Source organism: Geobacter grbiciae (genome assembly GCF_018531165.1).
Lineage (GTDB): Bacteria > Desulfobacterota > Desulfuromonadia > Geobacterales > Geobacteraceae > Geobacter > Geobacter metallireducens.
Genome location: NZ_JAHDIW010000014.1, coordinates 49,837 through 71,178, shown reverse-complemented (window position 1 = coordinate 71,178; position 21,342 = coordinate 49,837). Strand labels below are relative to the sequence as shown.

14 protein-coding genes are annotated in these 21,342 nt (G+C 63.2%); all 14 read left to right on the top strand.

Features of this window, described 5'->3' with window-relative positions; all coding sequences use genetic code 11:
- The first annotated feature begins 54 nt into the window (after nucleotides 1-54).
- The 14 genes from KJB29_RS15305 to KJB29_RS15240 all read left to right on the top strand — a co-directional run bounded on the left by KJB29_RS15305 (nucleotide 55) and on the right by KJB29_RS15240 (nucleotide 21,302).
- On the top strand, nucleotides 55-1,392 hold the full coding sequence (locus KJB29_RS15305) for a TldD/PmbA family protein (protein ID WP_215735278.1): 1,338 nt from the start codon (nucleotides 55-57) through the stop codon (nucleotides 1,390-1,392).
- Between the two features lie 146 nt (nucleotides 1,393-1,538).
- Nucleotides 1,539-3,356, top strand: a complete 1,818-nt coding sequence (locus KJB29_RS15300) for a thiamine pyrophosphate-dependent enzyme (protein ID WP_215735277.1) — start codon at nucleotides 1,539-1,541, stop codon at nucleotides 3,354-3,356.
- Nucleotides 3,353-3,901, top strand: coding sequence for an indolepyruvate oxidoreductase subunit beta (locus KJB29_RS15295; protein ID WP_215735276.1), 549 nt, complete (start codon nucleotides 3,353-3,355; stop codon nucleotides 3,899-3,901). The genes KJB29_RS15300 and KJB29_RS15295 overlap by 4 nt, the downstream gene beginning before the upstream one ends.
- 25 nt (nucleotides 3,902-3,926) lie before the next feature.
- The gene (locus tag KJB29_RS15290) at nucleotides 3,927-5,228 is read left to right on the top strand and encodes a phenylacetate--CoA ligase (RefSeq protein ID WP_215735275.1); all 1,302 of its coding nucleotides are present in this window, start codon (nucleotides 3,927-3,929) and stop codon (nucleotides 5,226-5,228) included.
- Nucleotides 5,229-5,371: 143 nt separating this feature from the next.
- Nucleotides 5,372-8,071, top strand: a complete 2,700-nt coding sequence (gene secA / locus KJB29_RS15285; protein ID WP_215735274.1) for a preprotein translocase subunit SecA — start codon at nucleotides 5,372-5,374, stop codon at nucleotides 8,069-8,071.
- 100 nt (nucleotides 8,072-8,171) lie between these two features.
- A complete protein-coding gene (gene argJ / locus KJB29_RS15280; RefSeq protein WP_261974681.1) occupies nucleotides 8,172-9,356 on the top strand; it encodes a bifunctional glutamate N-acetyltransferase/amino-acid acetyltransferase ArgJ in 1,185 nt (394 codons plus the stop codon).
- A 108-nt stretch (nucleotides 9,357-9,464) separates the two neighbouring features.
- A complete protein-coding gene (locus KJB29_RS15275; protein WP_004514436.1) occupies nucleotides 9,465-9,809 on the top strand; it encodes a DUF2914 domain-containing protein in 345 nt (114 codons plus the stop codon).
- A gap of 64 nt (nucleotides 9,810-9,873) precedes the next feature.
- Nucleotides 9,874-11,124 carry a serine hydrolase domain-containing protein gene (locus tag KJB29_RS15270; protein WP_004514437.1) on the top strand — a complete coding sequence of 417 codons (1,251 nt, stop codon included), beginning with the start codon at nucleotides 9,874-9,876 and terminating at the stop codon, nucleotides 11,122-11,124.
- A gap of 95 nt (nucleotides 11,125-11,219) precedes the next feature.
- Nucleotides 11,220-12,539, top strand: coding sequence for a response regulator (locus KJB29_RS15265; protein WP_004514438.1), 1,320 nt, complete (start codon nucleotides 11,220-11,222; stop codon nucleotides 12,537-12,539).
- A 100-nt stretch (nucleotides 12,540-12,639) separates the two neighbouring features.
- Nucleotides 12,640-15,303, top strand: a complete 2,664-nt coding sequence (locus KJB29_RS15260) for a valine--tRNA ligase (RefSeq protein ID WP_004514439.1) — start codon at nucleotides 12,640-12,642, stop codon at nucleotides 15,301-15,303.
- A gap of 157 nt (nucleotides 15,304-15,460) precedes the next feature.
- Nucleotides 15,461-17,362, top strand: a complete 1,902-nt coding sequence (locus KJB29_RS15255) for a bifunctional diguanylate cyclase/phosphodiesterase (RefSeq protein WP_004514440.1) — start codon at nucleotides 15,461-15,463, stop codon at nucleotides 17,360-17,362.
- 193 nt (nucleotides 17,363-17,555) lie between these two features.
- On the top strand, nucleotides 17,556-18,335 hold the full coding sequence (locus KJB29_RS15250) for a prepilin peptidase (protein ID WP_215735273.1): 780 nt from the start codon (nucleotides 17,556-17,558) through the stop codon (nucleotides 18,333-18,335).
- Nucleotides 18,336-18,345: 10 nt separating this feature from the next.
- Complete coding sequence (locus KJB29_RS15245) at nucleotides 18,346-19,941, top strand: sensor histidine kinase (RefSeq protein ID WP_215735272.1); 1,596 nt, start codon at nucleotides 18,346-18,348, stop codon at nucleotides 19,939-19,941.
- Nucleotides 19,938-21,302, top strand: coding sequence for a sigma-54-dependent transcriptional regulator (locus KJB29_RS15240; protein ID WP_215735271.1), 1,365 nt, complete (start codon nucleotides 19,938-19,940; stop codon nucleotides 21,300-21,302). The genes KJB29_RS15245 and KJB29_RS15240 overlap by 4 nt, the downstream gene beginning before the upstream one ends.
- Nucleotides 21,303-21,342: the final 40 nt, after the last annotated feature.

The following is a 21,342-nucleotide window of genomic DNA, read 5'->3' as shown; positions in this document are numbered from 1 at the left end:
GGGCGTGATTTATCACGCCCTGGGTGCAATGAATTGCGCCCCTACGAGGTGCCCATGCAAACCAATGAAATGATCGAAACCGTCGCCACCCTCCTGAAGGACCGTTCCCTGGATGGGTGGGAGGTTGCCGCCGCAACGTCGCGCCTACTCTCCATCGAGGTGAAGGAGCAGAAGGTGGACACCTTCAAGTGCTCCGCCCCGGGCGGGGTAAGCATCCGGGTTTTGAGAAACGGCGGCATGGGGTTCTCGTACTCCACCAGCATGGAGCCTGCCGACCTTGCCCGCATGGTGGAAAACGCCCTCGTGGGGGCCGGGGCCCAGACCCCCGATGAGCACCATGCCTTTCCCGAGCCCCGTCCCGGTTCGGAGATCCCCGGGCTCTACGACGAGGGGCTGGCATCGGTCCCCGAGGCGGAGAAGGTGGAGCGGGCCATGGCGCTGGAGCGGCTCGTCATGGCCGCCGACCCGCGGGTGAAGAGGGTCCGCAAATGCTCCTTCGGCGAATCGACGGTGGAGACCCGTATCGTCAACTCCCGTGGCGTCGATGCCACCTGCCGGGGTACGTCGGTGTCGGCCAGCGTCTCGGCTATCGCCGAGGAAAGCGGCAATTCCCAGATGGGGTGGGACTTCGACTTCGCCAACCGGTTCGCCGATCTGTCCGTTGACCGGATCGCGACACGGGCCGTGGCCAAGGCGGTGGGGCTTCTGGGGGCCGCGAAGATCCCGACCATGCGCTGTCCGGCGGTTCTCGATAACTACGTGGCCACCGAAATCCTGGAGGTGCTCGCCTCCGCCTTCCTGGCCGAGAGCGTCCAGAAGGGGAAGTCGCTCCTGGCGGGGAAAAAGGGAGAGCGGATTATCAGCCCCCTCCTCCGGATTCGGGATGACGGGACCCTCCCCGGCGGCATGGGGACCGCTCCCTTTGACTCCGAGGGAGTGCCGAAGCAGAACACAATCCTTGTGGAGGACGGCGTCCTCCGCGGATACCTCTACGACACCCTCCGGGCCCGCAAGGATGGCGTCGAATCCACCGGCAATGCCAGCCGGGGCGGCATCAAGTCACCTCCCCACATGGGGGTGTCCAACCTCTTCATCGAGAACGGCTCTGTACCCCTCGACGACCTCATGGCCGGCATCGGGCGGGGCATCCTCCTCACCGATGTCATGGGGATGCACACCGCCAACCCCATCTCCGGCGATTTCTCCGTGGGGGCCGCCGGGTTTCTCATCGAGGAGGGGAGGGTGACGGTTCCGGTCAAGGGGATCGCCATTGCCGGAAATATTCTGGAACTCTTCCGGGGTGTGGAGGGGGTGGGGAACGACCTTCGGCTTTACGGCACCGTGGGAGCGCCGTCGCTGCGGATCGCTGCCCTTGATGTGAGCGGCGAGTAGGCTGCCCTTACAGACCCGGAGTACCGGGCCGGTCAATGAAACCGCCACGTTCGGATTAATACCGGCTGGCGGTTTCGTGATTTCAGGTTGACAAACACCGGGCGAGTGCGGAGAATTCTCTGATTTTGCGTTGGGAGGAAAAGCAGGTGAGTGAACGAATGCTGTTGCTCGGCAATGAAGCCATGGCCCACGGCCTTGTGGAGGCGGGATGCAACGTGGTGGCCTCCTATCCCGGTACCCCCGCCTCGGAGATCCTTTCGTCCGTGGCCCAGTGGCAGGCCCGTTATGATCTTCCCATGCACGTAGAGTGGGCGGTGAACGAGAAGGTGGCCCTGGAGATCGCCTATGCGGCGTCCCAGGCGGGGCTAAGGGCCGCCACCGCCATGAAGCAGGTGGGGCTCAACGTGGCCTCCGACCCGTTCATGAGCGCCGCCTACCTGGGGGTGAAGGGGGGCTTTCTGGTCATCAGCGCCGACGACCCCGGCCCCCACTCCTCCCAGACCGAGCAGGACAGCCGCCTCATGGCCATGGGCGCCAAGGTGCCGGTGCTGGACCCCGACTCCCCGGAGCAGGCCCGGGAACTGGTGAAAGTCGGTTTCGAGCTCTCCGAGGCCTTCGAGATTCCGGTCATGCTCCGCCCCACCACCCGGGTCTGCCACGCCAACCAGGACGTCCTCCCCGGTCCCGTGGCCCCATCGGACCGCAAAGCCCTTTTCGAGAAAAACCCGGCCCGCTGGGCCGCCACCCCCAAGTTCCGCCACCGTCTCCACCTGGAGTTGGAGGAAAAACTGGCGCGGATCGCCGCCTGGGAGCCGTCCGCCCCCCGGCTTCTCAATCCGGCTGCCACAGCGCGGCGGGCCGTTGTCGCCTCCGGAGTCGCTGCGGCCCACGCCCGCGAAGTGCTGAATGACCTGGGGCTCCGGGAGACGCTCCCCCTCTGGCAGGTGGTGCAGGCCTATCCGCTCCATTCGGCCTTCGTGTCCACGATCCTTGAGAAGTACGACGAGATCCTCGTTCTCGAAGAGACCACCGGGGTGATGGAGCTGCAGCTTGCCGACCGCCACCGGGTCAAGGGGAAACGTTCCGGTTTCGTTCCCGAGGTGGGTGAGTTATCGCCGGAACTTATCGAAGGGCTCATTGCCTCTTTTGCCGGGATCGAAACCCCGGAAGCTCCCGCTCCCGCCGCCGAAGGGGGCCGCCGTCCGACCCTCTGCCCCGGCTGCCCCCACCGGGCCAGCTTCTATGCCATCAAGCGTGCCGCCCCCAAGGGGATCTTTCCGTCGGATATCGGCTGCTACACCCTCGGCATCAACCTGGGAGGAGTCGACACCGTCCTCTGTATGGGGGCAGCGGTCTCCCAGGCTTGCGGCTTCTACCACGCCCACAAACTGGGGGGCCTGGTTCCCGACATCGTCGCCACCATCGGCGATTCCACCTTCTTCCACGCTGGCATTCCCCCCCTCATCGACGCGGTAGTCCAGGATGCCCGGTTCGTCCTCGTGATCCTCGACAACGCCACCACCGCCATGACCGGCAACCAGCCGACCCCGGCCCTGGGGTGGGGGGCTGGCGGGGTCCCCACGGCCACGGTCGACATGGAGGGGCTCGTGAAGGCCTGCGGGGTGAAGTTCTGCAAGGTGGGGCGCCCCGGCAACCTTCCGGCGTTCACCGACCTCATGAAGGAAGCGGTCGCCTTTGCCCGGACCGACGGGCTTGCCGTGGTCATCGCCCGCCAACCCTGCGTGGTGGACCGCACCTTCAAGGGGGACCGCCCGCCGCGGCGAAAGGTTGCCATCAGCGACGCCTGCAACGGCTGCCGTTACTGCACCACCCAGTTCGAATGCCCGGCCCTGGTCTATGACGAGGAGGAGAAGCGGGTCGCCATCGACACCCTCATCTGCACCGACTGCGGTGTCTGCATCGACGTCTGCCCACGGCTGGCAATCGAGGAGGTGGGACAATGACCGGTCAGCAGCTCATCATCAGTGGCGTCGGCGGCCAGGGAATCCTCTTCCTGACCCGCATCCTCGCCGAAACCGCTATCAGCCTGGGGATGCCGGTCATGACCTCCGAGACCCACGGCATGGCCCAGCGGGGGGGAGTGGTCATCTCCCACCTGAAGGCGGGGGAGTTTCCGAGCCCCCTCGTGAGACCGGGGCGCGCCGATGGACTCATCGCCATGAAGGAGGAGAACGTGGCGATCCACCGTCATTTCCTTCGTCCCGGCGGTTGGGTCGTCGTGAACGCCAAGGATGCTCCGACCGGCCTCGACGGCCATCCGGTCCATGTCATCGACGCTGATGCCCTTTCCCTGGAGCTCGGCAATCCCCAGTCCCTCAACCTGATCCTCCTCGGCTTTGCCCTGGCGCGGCTCGCCGCCTCGGGCAACCTCTTCTGCACCGTCGAGCAGGTCATCGGGACCATCGAACGGCGCCTGGCCGAGAAGGGGAAGCTTCGGGACTCTTCCCTGATGGCCCTTCGTCTGGGGATGGAGAATGCAGCAGGCTGATTTTCGTCCGGAGGTTTCACAAACGATGCTCACACGTTTCCCCGCCCCCTTTTCTTCCCCTGCCGACCTTGAACGGCTGCAGCTTGCCGGCGTGCAATGGACCGTCGCCCACGCCTGGAACAACTCCCCCTTCTACCGGGAGCGGTTCCAGCAGGCCGGCGTCTCGCCGGAAGATATCCGCACCCTCGACGACCTGCGCAGACTCCCCTTTACCACAGCCGATGACCTGCGGGCCGGCTATCCCTTTCCGCTCCGGTCGGCATCCTTTGAGGAGATCGTCCGGATCCACTCATCCTCCGGTACTACCGGCAAGAGGAAGATCCTTTGCTACACCCAGAAGGATCTGGACGACTGGGCCCGGATGTTCTGCCGTTGCTACGAGCTGGCGGGGGTGACCCGGGAGGACCGGGTCCAGATCTGTGTCGGTTACGGGCTCTGGACCGCCGGAATCGGCTTCCAGTCCGCCTGCGAGCGGTACGGCGCCCTGGCTGTGCCGGTGGGGCCGGGGAACTTGGAGATCCAGACCACATTCCTCACGGACCTCCAGTCCACGGTGGTCTGCTGCACCGCCTCCATGGGGCTGCTCCTGGCGGAAGAGGTGCAGCGGCGGGGGCTCAGGGACAGGATAAAGGTCCGGAAGGTGATACTCGGGGCCGAGCGCTCCAGTGAGGCGATGCTCGCCAAGATCCGGGAAGGGCTCGGGGCGGAGTCGGTCCACGACATCACCGGCCTCACCGAGGTCTATGGCCCCGGCACCGGCCTTTCCTGCGGCGTGCCGGGCGTCAACGGCGCGGTCCACTACTGGGCCGACTACTATCTCCTCGAAATCCTCGATCCCGAAACCCTCCAGCCGGTGGCGCCGGGAGAGGTGGGGGAGATGGTCTTCACGACGCTTCGCAAGGAGGCGGCACCCCTCATTCGCTACCGCTCCCGGGACCTCACCCGGCTGATTCCCGGCGACTGCCCCTGCGGCTGCACGTTCCCCCGTCACGACCGGATTCTCGGCCGTTCCGACGACGTGGTCATCTTCCGCGGCGTCAATATCTACCCGGGGCAGATCGACGAGATTCTCGATACCGTGGAGGGGGTCGGGAGCGAATTCCAGGTGGTTCTCGACCATGGCGCCGACGGCCGCGACTACATGACCATCCGCGTGGAGCGGGGCGAGGACGGTGCTCCGGCCGACGACCCGGCCCTTGCCCGAAAGGTCGCCTCTACCGTCAAGCACAGCCTCATGGTTTCCTGCGAGGTGGTTGTCCTCCCCTACGGCGAACTCCCCCGTTCGGAGGGGAAGACCAGAAGGATGTATGACAACCGGAAGTACTAACGGTGCTCAACATGCAACGATTGCGTGACGACATACGTTGAACGCCAGACTCGACACGGATTCTGTTGAGCATTTCACCCCTTTGTGCTACCGTTCTCCGTTGCATTTCCATAAAAAATATTCCTTCCAGGAGACACCTCATAATGTTCGGAACCATCATCAAGAAGATCGTGGGAAGCAAGAACGAGCGGGAACTGAAGCGCCTCTGGCCCATCGTGGAAAAGATCAACGGGCTGGAGCCCCAGATGGCCGCGCTCACCGACGACCAGCTCAGGAATAAAACCTCCGAGTTCAAGGAGCGTTGCGCCAAGGGGGAATCCCTCGACTCCCTCCTCCCCGAGGCCTTTGCCGTCTGCCGCGAGGCGGGCAAGCGGGTCCACAACATGCGCCACTTCGACGTGCAGCTCATCGGCGGCATGGTGCTCCACAGCGGCAAGATCGCCGAGATGAAGACCGGCGAGGGTAAGACGCTCGTGGCTACCCTCCCTGCCTACCTGAACGCCCTTACCGGCAAAGGGGTACATGTGGTCACGGTCAACGACTACCTGGCCAAGCGCGACTCCGACTGGATGGGACGGATCTACAACTTCCTCGGCCTCTCCGTCGGCGTCATCGTCCATGGCCTCGACGACGAGGAGCGCCGCGAGGCCTACGCCGCCGACATCACCTACGGCACCAACAACGAGTTCGGCTTCGACTATCTGCGGGACAATATGAAGTTCTCCCTGGACGACTACGTGCAGCGTCCCTTCTATTTCTCCATCGTGGACGAGGTTGACTCGATCCTCATCGACGAGGCCCGGACGCCACTCATCATCTCCGGCCCCACCGAGGACTCCACTGACAAGTACTACATCATCGACCGGGTCATCCCCCACCTGAAAAAGGGGGAGATGAAGGAGGTGGAGGCCAACACCCTCTCGGGCAAGAAAAAGGAATACACCGGCGACTTCACCGTGGACGAGAAGGCCCGCTCCGCCACCCTCACCGAGGAGGGGGTGCTGAAGGTGGAGAAGCTTCTCAAGATCAGCAACCTCTATGATCCCCAAAATATGGAGTTCCTCCACCACGTGAACCAGGCCTTGCGGGCCCACGCCCTGTTCCGGCGCGACGTGGACTATGTGGTGAAGGAAGGGGAGGTCATCATCGTCGATGAGTTCACCGGCCGCCTCATGCCGGGACGCCGTTGGTCCGACGGCCTCCACCAGGCCATCGAGGCCAAGGAGGGGGTGGAGATCGAGAACGAGAACCAGACCCTGGCCACCATCACCTTCCAGAACTACTTCCGGATGTACGAGAAACTCTCGGGCATGACCGGTACCGCCGACACCGAGGCCGAGGAATTCCACAAGATCTACAAGCTGGACGTGACGGTTATCCCCACCAACCGGCCCCTGCTCCGCCCCGACTTCCCCGACGTCATCTACAAGACCGAGCGGGAGAAGTTCGCCGCCGTAATCGAAGAGATCAAGGATTGCCACCAGAAGGGGCAGCCGGTCCTGGTGGGCACCATCTCCATCGAGAAGTCCGAGGTCCTTTCGGAACTCCTCAAAAAACAGGGGATTCCCCACAACGTCCTCAATGCCAAGCAGCACGAGCGGGAGGCCGAGATCGTGGCCCAGGCGGGGCGCAAGGGGATGCTGACCATCGCCACCAACATGGCCGGCCGCGGTACCGACATTGTGTTGGGGGGGAATCCCGATTCCCTGGCCAAGCAGTGGCGCCGGGAGAACCCCGATGCCGCGGATGAGGAGTACGCCGCTATCCTTGCCAAGTACAAGGCGGAGTGCGCGGCCGAGCACGACGAGGTAGTGAAGCTGGGCGGCCTTCACATCCTCGGCACCGAGCGCCACGAATCCCGGCGCATCGACAACCAGCTCCGGGGCCGTTCCGGCCGCCAGGGCGATCCGGGGTCGTCCCGCTTCTACCTGTCGCTGGAGGATGATCTCCTGCGCATCTTCGGCTCCGAGCGGGTCTCCAAGATCATGGACTTCCTCAAGATCGAGGAGGGGGAGGCCATCACCCACGGCATGATCACCAAGGCCATCGAGAACGCCCAGAAGAAGGTGGAGGCCCACAACTTCGAGATCCGCAAGCACCTCATCGAATACGACGACGTCATGAACAAGCAGCGGGAGGTCATCTACACCCAGCGCCGGGAAATCCTGGCCGGGGAGGACATCCGCGGCAACTTCACCCAGATGCTCGACGACACCATCGAGGACATCGCCGCGGCCTTCGCCATCGACAAGGTCCACGCCTCCGAATGGGACTGGCAGGCCATTGTCGAGGCGGTCTACAAGACCTTCGGCTTCCAGATCGACATCCCGGCCGAAACCATGGACCGGCTCGCCCCCGAGAGCTTCCGCAAGCTCCTCAAGGAATCGGTTCATGAGGCCTATGAAGGGAAGCTGGCTTCCTTCGGCGACGAGCTCATGGATCACCTCATCAAGGTGATCATGCTCCAGGCTATCGACAGCCAGTGGAAGGACCATCTCCTCTCCATCGACCACCTGAAGGAGGGGATCGGCCTCAGGGGGTACGGCCAGAAGGACCCGAAGCAGGAGTACAAGAAGGAGGCCTACCGCCTCTTCATGGATATGATGGCCCGCATCGCCGAAGAAACCGTGGAGAAGATCTTCTGGGTCCAGATCGCCCGCGAGGAAGACGTGGAACGGATGGAAGAGGAACAGCAGCAACAGGCCCAGAAGAAGATAGTATTCAATCTCGGCGAGGAGCCGGCAACAGCTCCCCAGCCGGCCAGGAGCAAGAAGAGCGCTTCCCGCAACGATCCGTGCCCCTGCGGGAGCGGGAAGAAGTATAAGAAGTGCTGTGGGAAATGATCGGGATTTCATGTGGGGGCGCAATTCGTTGCGCCCGGATTGCTTGCCGTGAGGATAGGGCGTGATTAATCACCCCCCTACGCGAAAACAAGCGGAGGGCATGATGAACATAAAAGGATTCAAATTCTCCGCCGTGGAGGCGGCCATCAAGAAGCCGGGGCGCCTGGACCTGGCACTGATTGTCTCCGAAACGCCGGCTGCGGTGGCAGGGGTCTATACCACGAACGCGGTGAAGGCGGCGCCGGTCCTCCTCGATCAGGAACGGACGAAAAAGGGCGCCTGCCGGGCAATTGTCGTCAACAGCGGGAACGCCAACGCCTGCACCGGTCCTGTCGGATTGGCCGATGCCCGGGAGACGACGCGGCTTGTGGCCGACGGGGTCGGTTCCGCGGAGGAGGAGGTGCTCGTCTGCTCCACCGGCGTCATCGGCGTGCCCCTTCCCATGGAGCGGATGCGAGCCGGGATTCCTCCCCTTGTCCGGGGACTCGGCACGGGCACCTTCGACGACGTGGCCCGCGCCATCATGACCACCGACACCTTTCCCAAGATGGAGGTCAGGACGGGGAAGGCCGGCGGCATGGAGTACACCGTAGCCGGCATCGCCAAGGGGGCAGGGATGATCATGCCCAACATGGCCACCATGCTCGCCTTTATCGTGACCGACGCGGCGGTGGACCCGACGTGGCTCCGGACGGTCTTTGCCGCCGGGGTGGAGCGCTCCTTCAATGCCATCACCGTGGACGGCGACACCTCCACCAACGACACCGCCCTCATCATGGCCAACGGCGCTGCCGGCAACCCGGTGCTCTCTGCCGGGAGCGACGATGCTGCCGAGTTTGTGCGGCTTCTGGACGAGGTGCTCCTGGCTCTTGCCAAGCTCATCGTCAAGGACGGTGAGGGGGCCACAAAGTTCGTGGAGATCACCGTCAAGGGGGCCCGGTCCGATGCCGACGCCAAGCGGGCAGCCATGGCGGTGGCAAACTCGTGCCTCGTGAAGACCGCATTCTTCGGCCAGGACGCCAACTGGGGACGGATCTTCGCGGCGGTGGGGTACTCGGGCGCCGAAGTGGATCCTGACCGGACCGAACTGTTCTTTGATGACGTGCAGATGGTTAGAGCCGGGGTCTTTACTGGTGGCGATGCGGAAGCGCGGGGGACCGAGATCCTCAAAAAGAGGGAATTCAGCGTGACGGTTGATCTCCACCTGGGCGAGGGGGTCTCCACGGTCTATACGTCGGACCTCTCCTACGACTATGTCAAGATCAACGCCGATTACCGGACCTGAGGAAAGCGCGGACGAACCTGCTTCTACGGCACGGGGGTAATGCTCATGAGAAAACTGTTCGCATTTCTGACGGCATTTTGGTTGTGTCTGCCTGGAGCGACAGCGTCAATGGCTGCCGAGGGCGGCTCCCTGCGGATCACCGAGATGGCCGTTACGACCAAGGTCTCCCGCAACAATCCCATCGATGCGGTCCGGCGGATCAATCACCGGTCGGTTCCCGCCCTCTACTGCTTCACCCGGATCGTCAATCCTTCGGGGGAGGAGACGCCCATCCGGCACGTCTGGTACCGGAACGGTGAAGTGGTGGGCGAGCAGGAGCTTCAGGTCAAGGGCCAGAAGTGGCGCACCTGGAGCAAGCGTCCCATTGACCGCGATTCCATCGGCACATGGCGGGTTGAAGCCCTCGACAGCGCAGGGAAGCTGCTGAAGGCGGTTGAGTTCCGGATAAACTGAGGACCGGTTCGCACAGACGCTCTGGAGGGGAGGCAACTCCCCTTTGCCGTTTCTGGAGAGCCGAATGATGGCCCCTGTTTTGCAAGAAAAGCTGGAGTCTGCTACCAATCGTCTGGTGATGGGGTCCGCTATGTGCCGTAAGCTCTTCATTCTGCTCCTCATCCTTTTTACCTCTCTGCCGGTGTTCGCCGGCGACACCCCTCTCGCCCCCTTTCCATGGCAGAATACCGTTTCGCGCCTGATGGACAAGGCCATGGCCGACGGGCTCGTCGCCGGGGGGGTGGTGGTCGTGGGAAATCGCCACGGCATCGTCTACGAATCGGCCTTCGGCAGGGTCTCCGGTGAGTCCGGCGCCCTTCCGGTCTCGACAGAAACCATTTTCGATGTGGCATCCCTCACCAAGGTGGTGGCCACGGCGCCGGTTGTCATGGGGTTGGTGGAGCAAGGGCGACTTTCCCTTGCCGATCCCGTCACCCGCTGGTTTCCCGAGTTCGCCGGCAAGGGGAAGGATGGGGTCCTGGTGGAGCATCTGCTGACCCATACCTCGGGGCTCGACGACTTCCCGCTTTCAGCCTCAAGTCCTCTCCTGAGCGCCCTCGAAGGGGTTGCCCGCCAGAAGCTCAAGGGGGAACCCGGCCACCGTTTCCGGTACGCCGATATCAATTTCATCCTCCTGGGAGAACTGGTACGTCGGGTGACCGGCACACCGCTGGACCGCGTCGTGTCTGAAACCGTCTATGGCCCCCTTGCCATGACGGCGACCTGTTTCAATCCCGGTCCGGCCGCTGCCGGCCGCTGCGCGGCAACCCTTGATGTCGGGGGCGGTCCCCAATTCGGGAAGGTTCAGGACACCACGGCCAGGCTCCTTGACGGCGTGGCTGGACACGCGGGAATCTTTACCACGGCCGGCGACCTGGCCCGCTTTTGCCGCATGATTCTTGGCGATGGAGAGCTTGACGGCCAGCGGGTGCTCGCGGCCCCGACCCTGCGCCAGATGGCGGCCCCCCATTTCTCCCGTGGCGGCACGGTGCGCCGGGGCCTGGGATGGGACATCGCGTCACCCTACTCTTCGCCGAAGGGGAGAGGGTTTTCCGAAGCCTCCTTCGGGCACACCGGCTATTCGGGAAGCTCCCTCTGGATCGATCCCGAGAACGACGTCTTCGTGGTTCTCCTCTCCTCGCGACTCGACTACCGGAGCACGCGGGCATTCTCGAAGCTCAGGAACGATCTCTCCACGGTGGCCTTTGCCATGCTCCACCCAGACCTTCGGGAACTGTCCGAAATCGCCATGTTCAAGGCCCCGCAGGGCCGGTAAACATCTTGACACCCACCGGGGGGCTGTGCTAGTTTTTCCGCGGTTGTTCGCGGTTTTTCAGGACTTACGGCGCTCCTATCCGAGGAGGTTTTTTCATGGGCAACAGGATTCTCCTTGCCGACGACAGCATCACAATCCAGAAGGTCGTGGGGATCATCTTCGCCAACGAGGACTGCGACCTTACTGTCGTTGACAATGGGGACTCCGCTGTGGAGAAGGCCCGCGAAGTCACCCCTGATGTGATGCTGGTGGACGCCCTCATGCCCGGCAAGTCCGGCTACGAGGTCTGTACCGCCATCCGGAAGGATCCCGCCCTCGGCACTGTCCCCATCCTCCTCATGACCGGTGCCTTCGAGCCCTTTGACGAGGAGAAGGCCCGCCAGTGCGGCGCCGACGATTTCATCTCCAAGCCTTTCGAGTCCCAGCAACTTATCGACAAGGTCAAAACTCTCCTTGATCTTGGCAAAAGCCGGGCCGGGGCGCCGTCAGTGGCGGCAGCAGCACCGACTATGACGGCCGTGACGCCGCCTGCGGCGCCGACAGTGGCAGAGGCGGCTGAATCAATTGCGTCCGTTGCACCAGTTGCTGCCGGGCCGGTTGAGTCCTTTGCCATTGAATTCGACGAACCCGCGTCCAGTGAGCCCCAGCCGGCCGTGACGCCACCTCCCACCCCCGAACCCACGGCCGCCAAGGTAACCGTGCCCGAACCGCAACCCTTTGTCTTCGCGGTTGAGGAGGCATCTCCCGCCGATGATCTCTGGGGTGCTTTCGAGCTTGAGGACGAGGTTGTCGGTGACGAGCCTGTCAAGTCCAGCCAGGCGGCTGCCGATGGAGCGTCCGCCGCAGTAGACGAGGTTTCTCCCTTTGGGCTGGAACAGACTCCGGACGTCTTTGGTGCCGGAACGGGGCCTGCCGCCGAGTCGGTCGATTTCGGCTTTGCCTCTGCCAGCGACGAGTTCGGTTTTGCCGTGGCGGCGGAAACGCCTGCTCCGTCAGCTTCCGTCGAACCGGCACCCTTCAGTGCTCCCCCCATGGATGAGTCATTCGTATTCGGCGAGGAGAGCGCTGAAAGCGTTGTTGAGCCGTACGGAAGCATTTCCGAAACGCCGGTTTCCGGAGCGTTTGACCCGGGCATCGAGCCCTTTGAAATGCCCTTGAAAACGGAATTTACTCCGGCCGCCGGGGTATCTTCATTTGCTCCTGAAGAGAAACCGGTTCCGTCATCCGCGTCCTTCACTGCTGCGCCCGCTGTCGAGGGGGGTGGAGGGACCATCACCCTGACCGAGGAGCAGCTTGCTGCAGCCATCTCCCGCATTTCCCGGGAGGTCATCGAGCGGATCGCGTGGGAAGTGGTGCCCGATCTGGCCGAAACCCTCATCAAGGAAGAGATCCGCCGGATCAAGGAAGGCAGTTAGGAACCGGGGACCGGGGGGCAGGGACCGGCAGGAATTGTTGCGCTGAAATGGGGATGACACATCCCCATTTTTCATTTTGCAGATGAAAGAGGTTATCCCAATGGCAGACAAGGAACTGGCAAAGGTCTACGAACCCCAGGCCGTTGAAGAGAAGTGGTACCGGACGTGGGAGCGGGAAGGGTACTTCCGCGCCGAAGCGGTGAGCGACAAGCCTTCCTACAGCATCGTCATCCCTCCTCCCAACGTCACGGGGGCCCTCCACATGGGGCATGCCCTCAACAATACCCTCCAGGACGTCCTCTGCCGATGGAAGCGGATGAGCGGCCACAATGTCCTCTGGATGCCCGGCACCGACCACGCCGGCATTGCCACCCAGAACGTGGTGGAGCGGCAGCTTGCCGCCGAAGGGAAGAGCCGCCACGAACTGGGGCGCGACGCGTTCATCGAGCGGGTCTGGAAGTGGAAGGCCGAGTCCGGCGGGCAGATCATCGGGCAGCTGAAGCGCCTCGGTGCCTCCTGCGACTGGGAGCGGGAGCGCTTCACCATGGACGAGGGGCTCTCCCGGGCCGTGCGCGAGGTCTTTGTCCGCCTCTACGAGGAAGGGCTCATCTACCGGGACAACCGCCTCATCAACTGGTGCCCTCGCTGCCACACGGCCCTCTCGGACATCGAGGTGGAGCACGAGGAGAAGGCGGGAAACCTCTGGCATCTCCGCTACCCCGTGGCGGATGAACCGGGCCGTTTCGTCGTGGTTGCCACCACCCGCCCCGAGACCATGCTGGGGGACACCGCCGTGGCGGTCCACCCCGAGGACGAGCGCTACGCCGGCCTGGTGGGGAAGACGGTCATCCTGCCGCTGCTGAACAGGCAGATTCCGGTGGTGGCCGACGACTACGTGGACCGGGAGTTCGGCACCGGCGTGGTGAAGATAACGCCGGCCCACGACTTCAACGACTTCGAGGTGGGGCGGCGCCACAATCTCGACGTGATCAATGTCTTTGACGAGTCGGGGGTCATCAATGCCGCCGGCCACCAGTACGAGGGGATGGACCGCTTCGCTGCCCGGAAGAAGATCGTGGAGGACCTGGAGGCCCAGGGGCTCCTGGAGAAGATCGACGACCACGCCCTGGCCGTGGGTGGGTGCTATCGCTGCAAGACCGTGGTTGAGCCCTACCTCTCGCTCCAGTGGTACGTGAAGGTGGGCCCCCTGGCCGAAGAGGCCCTGGCCGCGGTGAAGGACGGCCGCACCCGCATCGTTCCCCAGCAGTGGGAGAACACTTACTACGACTGGATGGAGAACATTCGCGACTGGTGCATCTCCCGTCAGATCTGGTGGGGACACCGGATACCGGCCTGGTACTGCGACCACTGCGGCGAGACCACCGTGGCCAAGGTGGATCCGACCAAGTGCTCCAAGTGCGGCAGCGACGAGATCCGCCAGGAGACCGACGTGCTGGACACCTGGTTCTCCTCGGCGCTGTGGCCCTTCTCCACCTTGGGGTGGCCCGACCAGACGTCGGAGCTGAAGACCTTCTACCCCACCTCGTGCCTCGTGACCGGCTTCGACATCCTCTTCTTCTGGGTGGCCCGGATGATGATGATGGGACTCCACTTCATGGGAGAGGTGCCGTTCCGCGACGTCTACATCCACGCCCTGGTCCGCGACGCCCAGGGGCAGAAGATGAGCAAGTCCAAGGGGAACGTCATTGATCCCCTGGTGGTCATCGACCAGTACGGCACCGACGCCTTCCGCTTCACCCTGGCGGCCTTCGCGGCCCAGGGGCGCGACATCAAGCTGGCCGAGGAGCGGATCGCCGGCTACCGGAACTTCGCCAACAAGATCTGGAACGCCTCCCGCTTCGCCCTCATGAACCTGGAAGGGTTCGATCCCGACGCCGTCGATCCGGCGGGTCTGGAGTTCTCCAACGCCGACCGCTGGATCCTCTACCGGTTCAACGCTGCCGCGGCCGATGTGCAGGAGGCTCTGGAAGCCTACCGCTACAATGACGCTGCCACGGCCCTCTACCGCTTCACCTGGAGCGAGTTCTGCGACTGGTACATCGAGCTGGTGAAGGACGATCTCTACCGGGGTGACGAAACCCGCCAGCGGACGGCCCGCTACGTCCTTTGGCTGGTACTGGAGCATCTGTTGCGGCTCCTCCACCCCTTCATGCCGTTCATTACCGAGGAGATCTGGCAGGCCCTCCCCGGCAGGCGTCCCACGGCCACCATCATGACCGCGTCCTGGCCGACACCGGACCCCGCCTGGGATTTCGCCGCCGGTGCCGCCGAGATGGAGCTGGTTATGGAGGTGATCCGGGGGATCAGGAACATCCGGGGAGAGATGGATGTAGCCCCGTCCCGGGAGATCGCCGCCATCCTCAACTGCGGTTCAGAGGCAAGCCTCGATCTCCTGAAAAAGAACGAGGTCTACATCATGAGCCTGGCGCGGGTCTCTGACCTTGCCATCGGCACGGGGCTGGAGCGCCCGGCCGATGCGGCCATCTCGGTGGCCGGTGACGTGGAGGTGGCGGTGCCCCTCAGGGGGCTCGTGGACGTGGAGGAAGAGGAGAAGCGCCTCCTCAAGGAAATCGGCAAACTGGACAAGGACATCGAGTTCCTGGCGAAGAAGCTTGCCAATCCTTCCTTCGTTGAGCGGGCCCCCGCAGACGTGGTGGCCAAAGAGCGGGAGAAATTGACGGAGTTCAGCCAGAAGAAAGAGGTTCTCCTGGCAAGTCTCGACAAGATTCGAAATCTGAAATAATCATTGAAAACACGCCGTTGGGTATCTCAGCGGCGTTTTTTTATCCCTCGGTCGATGGGGTGGAAGGTGTTTTGCATTTCGTTTTCTGACCCTCTTGTTGTCAAATTTGTGACTGTTGGGGGATCTTACGGAAGTGAAGGCCCGGCGTACGTAATTTATGGCAGATCTCAAGCGCTACAATGACGGCCTCGTCAAGCTCGACCTCTGGATCAGGAGACTCCTGACCATGGGGGCCCCTGATCTCATCGACACCGCCCTCTGCGACGGGGCGTGCGACATCGTCCGTGCCGAAACCGGTGTCCTGACGGCCATCAATCGCCAGGCCGGTCTCCTTACCTTTACGGCGGCTTCCGGGGCCTGGAACCAGATGATGAAAGGGGTCACGGTTCCCCTGCGCAACGGCAACATCTGCGCGGCTCTGGCCGCCTGCGGAACCCCCCTCAGGGTCGACCGCCTTTCGCTCTTTTGCCGGGAAAGCTGCGAGCTCTTCCAGGTGGTGGAGATGAATACGGCCCTGCTGGTGCCCATCTTCGACGAGGGAAGGGTGGCTGCCTGTATCGCCGCGTTCCGCATGGACAAACCCTTCGACCAGGTCGACGAGCAACTGCTCCAGCAGTATGCCCACTCTGCCTCGGCGGTGCTGCGCAATTTCCGCCTCATGGAAGATCTCAGGCGCCACGCCGCCATGCTGGAAGAGGAGGTGGCGGAGCGTTCCCGGGCCGAGGAGCGGATTCGCCAGATGGCCTATTACGATTCCCTCACCGGGCTTCCCAACCGGCGACTCTTCAATGACCGTCTCCGGCAGTCCCTCGCCCTGGCCCAGCGCCACAAGAGGCCCTTGGCGGTCATGTTCCTGGACCTGGACCGCTTCAAGCTCATCAATGATACCCTCGGCCACGCCGTGGGAGACAGGCTCCTTATGGCGGTGGCAAAGCGCCTTAGAAACTGCTGTCGCCGCGAGGGGGACACGGTGGCGCGCCAGGGAGGCGACGAGTTCATCATCAACCTATCGGCCATCTCGGATGTGAAGGACGCCTTCACGGTGGCCCAGAAGATCATCGACGTCTTCAGAACACCCTTCGTCATTGACGGATATGAGTTGTTCATCACCACGAGCATCGGGATCAGCGTCTATCCCCACGACGGACGCTCCGGCGATGCCCTGGTGAAAAACGCCGACGTTGCCATGTACCGCGCCAAAGAGCAGGGACGCAACAACTGTCAGCTGTTTGCCCCTGAGATGAATGCCCGGGCCTTTGAGCGGCTCTCTCTGGAGAACGACATGCGGCGGGCGCTGGAGCGGGACGAATTCGTCCTCCACTATCAGCCCAAGGTGAACGTGGAGCATGGCCAGATCGCCTGCATGGAGGCCCTGGTCCGCTGGCAGCATCCCAGCATGGGGCTTGTTCCTCCGTCCCGCTTCATTCCCCTGGCCGAGGAGACCGGGCTCATCGTTCCCTTGGGAGAGTGGGTCTTGCGAACCGCCTGCCAGCAGAACCGGGCATGGCAGGATGCCGGCTATCCCACCATGCAGGTGGCGGTAAATCTCTCACCCCGCCAGCTCCGGCAGGGAGACCTGTCGGAGACGGTGGCGCGGGTCCTGGCGGAGACCGGGCTTGCCCCGGGGTGGCTCGTCATCGAGGTTACCGAAAGCATCCTCATGGACGATGCCGAGGAGACGATCAGAACCTTCCGGCGGCTGGATAGAATGGGGGTCCGGATTTCCATCGACGATTTCGGCACTGGTTATTCGTCGCTTCACTATCTGAAAAAGTTTCCGGTCCATACCCTCAAGATCGACCGTTCCTTCGTACGTGAGATCGCCTCCAACCCGGACGATGAGGCCATTGCCGGCGCTGTCATCAGCATGGCAAAAGGGCTCAACCTGGGAGTGGTTGCGGAGGGGGTGGAAACCGTGGAGCAGATGGAAGTGCTCAGGGCACTGAACTGCCGGTACATGCAGGGATTCCTCTTCAGCGAGCCCGCTCCCGCCGAGCAGTTCACCCCGGTACTCGGTCACGCGGCCACGCCGTATCTCAACTTCGGCAAGTGGTGTTGAGCGGGAAAAGCATCTGAAACACGGAGCAACTGAACAACGGAGTAAAATCTGAGGGAAAACCCTTTAACATTCCAGTCTTCAACCACATACAGAAGATCTGGCAAATTATTGGGTTAAGCATTGACATCTCCGTTGCTCCGTTGCTCCGTGTTATTATGACTGCCGTTTTCATGATTGCTTACAGGATCATTTCATGTCCCCAGTGGTGATTTTTGCACTATTTTCTTTTCTCCTCGGCGCCGCGGTCGGCTCCTTCCTCAACGTCTGCATCTACCGGCTGCCGGCGGGGGAATCGGTGGTTTCGCCCCCATCCCGCTGCCCTGCCTGTGGCGCCGGAATCCGCCCGTGGCACAACATCCCGATTCTCGGCTGGCTGATCCTGGGGGGGAAGTGCCACGACTGCGGCGCCCCCATTTCGCCCCGCTACCCCTTTGTGGAGTTGCTGAACGGCCTCCTCTCCCTGGCCCTTTTCCTGAAGTTCGGCCCGTCTCCCACCTTCCTGGTCCTCTTCGTCTTCTGCTCGGCCCTGGTGGCCGTCACCTTCATCGACCTGGACCACCAGATCATCCCCGACGTCATCAGCCTGCCGGGGATCGTGGTGGGCTTTGCCTGCTCCTTCGCGCTCCCGTGGCTTGGCTGGAAAAGTTCCCTCATCGGTATCGTGGCCGGCGGGGGAAGCCTTCTGGCCGTGGCGTGGCTCTACGAGCTCCTGACGAAAAAGGAAGGGATGGGGGGAGGCGACATCAAGCTCCTGGCCATGATGGGGGCGTTTCTCGGCTGGCGCTCCGTGCCATTCATCATCTTCGCCTCGTCTCTCATCGGATCGGTGATCGGCGTCACCCTCATGCTCGTCCAGAATAAAGACTCCAAGCTCGCCATTCCCTTCGGACCTTTCCTGGCGACGGGGGCCGTGCTCTACATCTTCTTCGGCAAAGCGATCATCACCTGGTACCTGACTTTGGGCGCCCGCTAGGGAGGCCTTCGTGAAGCAGTTTCGCTTCAGCTTCAGCTTCCTGATCCTCTCGTCCCTCTCCTTCATCCTGGTCCTCACCTGGGTGCTCCTCAGCCTCATCTCCTTCAAGACTGCCGAGAACGACCTCCTGCAGCAGAAAAGCGACAAGGCGCGGCTTCTCCTCGCGTCCTTCAAGGCCCTGGTCCCCCGGGACCCGGCGGCCGTGGCGCCGTCTCCGGCCAGCACTCTGGCACAGCGGTTCGCCCGGGAAGGGGAGTTCGTGGGGCTCACGGTGTCAGGACGCGACGGCACGGTGTTGTACAGTCTGGGATCGGAAGCCCTCGGCGACGGGATGCTCGCCGAAACCATCGCGTCCGGTGCCGAGTCAGCCCGGTTTTCCGGGGGGCGCGGGACGCTGCGCCGTTATGCACCCCTTGTGCGCGACGGGAGATCCGTGGGGGCAGCCCGGCTTGAGCTGTCATTAAAGGGAGAGCAGAAGCTCCTGGCCCAGTCGCGGCATCTCTTCCTGGCGTACTGTGTCCTCGATTTTCTCCTGCTCCTGGCGGTTGGCTCGTTCCTCCTCTCCCGCTTCATCGTGGCTCCCGTGCGCAGGCTCCTGGCAACCACCGAGCGCATCGGTCAGGGTGACTACAGCCATCGGGCCGCGGTGGGGGGCGGACGGGAGATCGCCGAGTTGGCTGAATCATTCAACGGCATGGTCGATGTATTGCGAGCCAAGCAGGAGGAGGCCGACCGGTATGTCCGGTCCCTGGAGCAGGCCAACCGGGAGCTCCAGGAAGCCCGGGAAGAGGCGCTTCGTTCCGAAAAACTGGCGTCGGTGGGGCTTCTGGCTGCTGGTACCGCCCACGAGATCGGCACTCCCCTCACGTCAATCATGGGGTATGCGGGGCTTCTCATGGACGAGGTGGCCGATGACCCCCGAAAAGCCGACTACCTGCGCCGCATCGAACGGGATGCGGAGCGGATCGACCGGATCGTGCGCGACCTCCTCAACTTTGCCCGCCCCGCCGAGGGGGCCACGGAGGCTGTCGATGCGGCCGTGCTCGTGGCCTCGACCCTGGAGATGCTCGAACTGCAGGGGGCCTTCAAGGGGATTGCAGTGACCGTGGACGTCGCCGGGGAGCTTCCCCCGATCGTGGTTGACCCATTCCAGCTCCAGCAGGTGCTCATCAACCTGTTCATAAACGCCCGCGACGCCATGCCCGATGGCGGCAAACTTGACGTCAGGACCAGTGCTGGCCGGTTCACCCCCCCCGTTCAGACCACCAGTTCGTCTCTCCATGTCAGCGGGCGCCGCAAGGAAGATTTCGACGGCGTGTTCCACGCATCCTTCGCCGCCGAGAGTGAACCGGTCCCCTGTGTCCGTATCGAGGTGGCCGACACCGGCTGCGGCATTGCGCCGGAAAGACTCGGGCGGATTTTCGACCCGTTCTTTACCACCAAGGAACCCGGCAGGGGGACCGGCCTCGGGCTTGCCATCTCGGCCCGCATCGTCGATTCCTTCGACGGGCGGATCACCGTGGAGAGCTCCGTGGGGAAGGGGACCACGTTTGTCATCTGGCTCCCGGTCGCAGGGAGCGTGACGGACAGAGGAATGGAGCAATGAAACAACGGGTGCTGGTCATCGACGACGAGGAGAACCTGCGGCACATGCTTGGGGCCATGCTCCGCAAGAATGGCTACCATGCCGACGAGGCGCCGGACGGTGAGCAGGCCCTCGCCATGGCGGGGGAGCATCCCTATGACTTTATCATCTGCGATATCCGGATGCCGGTCCTGGATGGGCTCGGTTTCCTCCGCAGGGCCCAGGAGGCGGGGATAGGTGGCACCATCATCATGATGTCCGCCTATGGCACCATCGATACGGCGCTCCAGTGCATGAAGGAGGGGGCCTACGACTACGTTTCCAAGCCCTTCAAAAACGACGAGATCCTGCTGGTGCTCAAGAAGGCCGAGGAGCGGGAGCGGCTCAAAACGGAAAACCGCCGGCTGCGGGCTGAGGTTGCCCGGGAGTACTCCTTCGGCGCCATCGTGAGCCGTAATCCCCGGATGCGGGAGATTTTCGAGCTCATCCGCAAGGTCTGCGACGTGAAGACTTCGGTCCTTGTCCTGGGCGAATCGGGCACCGGCAAGGAACTGGTGGCCCGGGCCATTCACCACAACGGGAGCCGCCGGGATGCTCCCTTTGTGGCGGTAAACTGCGGCGCCATCCCCGAGCACCTTCTGGAATCCGAGCTCTTCGGCCACGTGCGGGGCGCCTTCACCGACGCCGCCTCCGACCGGACCGGGCTCTTCGAGGAGGCCCACGGTGGCACACTTTTCCTGGACGAAATTGGCGAGATGCCCCCCTCGCTCCAGGTGAAGCTGTTGCGGGTCCTTCAGGAGGGGGAGGTGCGGCGCGTGGGGGCCGAGCGCCCCACAAAGGTCGACGTGCGGGTTATCTCGGCCACATCCCGGGATCTGGAGCGGGAGGTGGCCGAGGGGCACTTCCGCGAGGACCTCTTCTTCCGTCTTAACGTCTTCAGCATCACCCTTCCTCCCCTGCGGGAGCGGCTGGAGGACGTGCCGCTCCTCGTGGGCCATTTTCTTAATAAACACGGTACTTCCCTTGGGAGGCCGGGAGCGCGGGTGTCTCCCGAGGCGCTGCGGCTCCTTTCCGCGTACGCATGGCCCGGCAACGTGCGGGAGTTGGAGAACTGCATTGAACGGGCCCTCATCCTGGGAGACGGTGATATCGTCGGCCCCGGGGCGCTCCCGGACGGGCTGCGGGGAGGTGGCGCGGGGGGGGCTATGGTGGGCCCGGACAACGACAATCTCTCCATCAAAAAGGCCGAGGAGCGGCTTGAGCGGGAGTTCATACGCCGCGCCCTCGAAAAGACCGGCGGCAACCGCACCCACGCGGCCCGGATCCTGGAAATCAGCCACCGTGCGTTGCTCTACAAGCTGAAAGAGTATGATATGGAATAATGTTGGCACATATTAATAAAATTGTTGTAATCTTACGAGG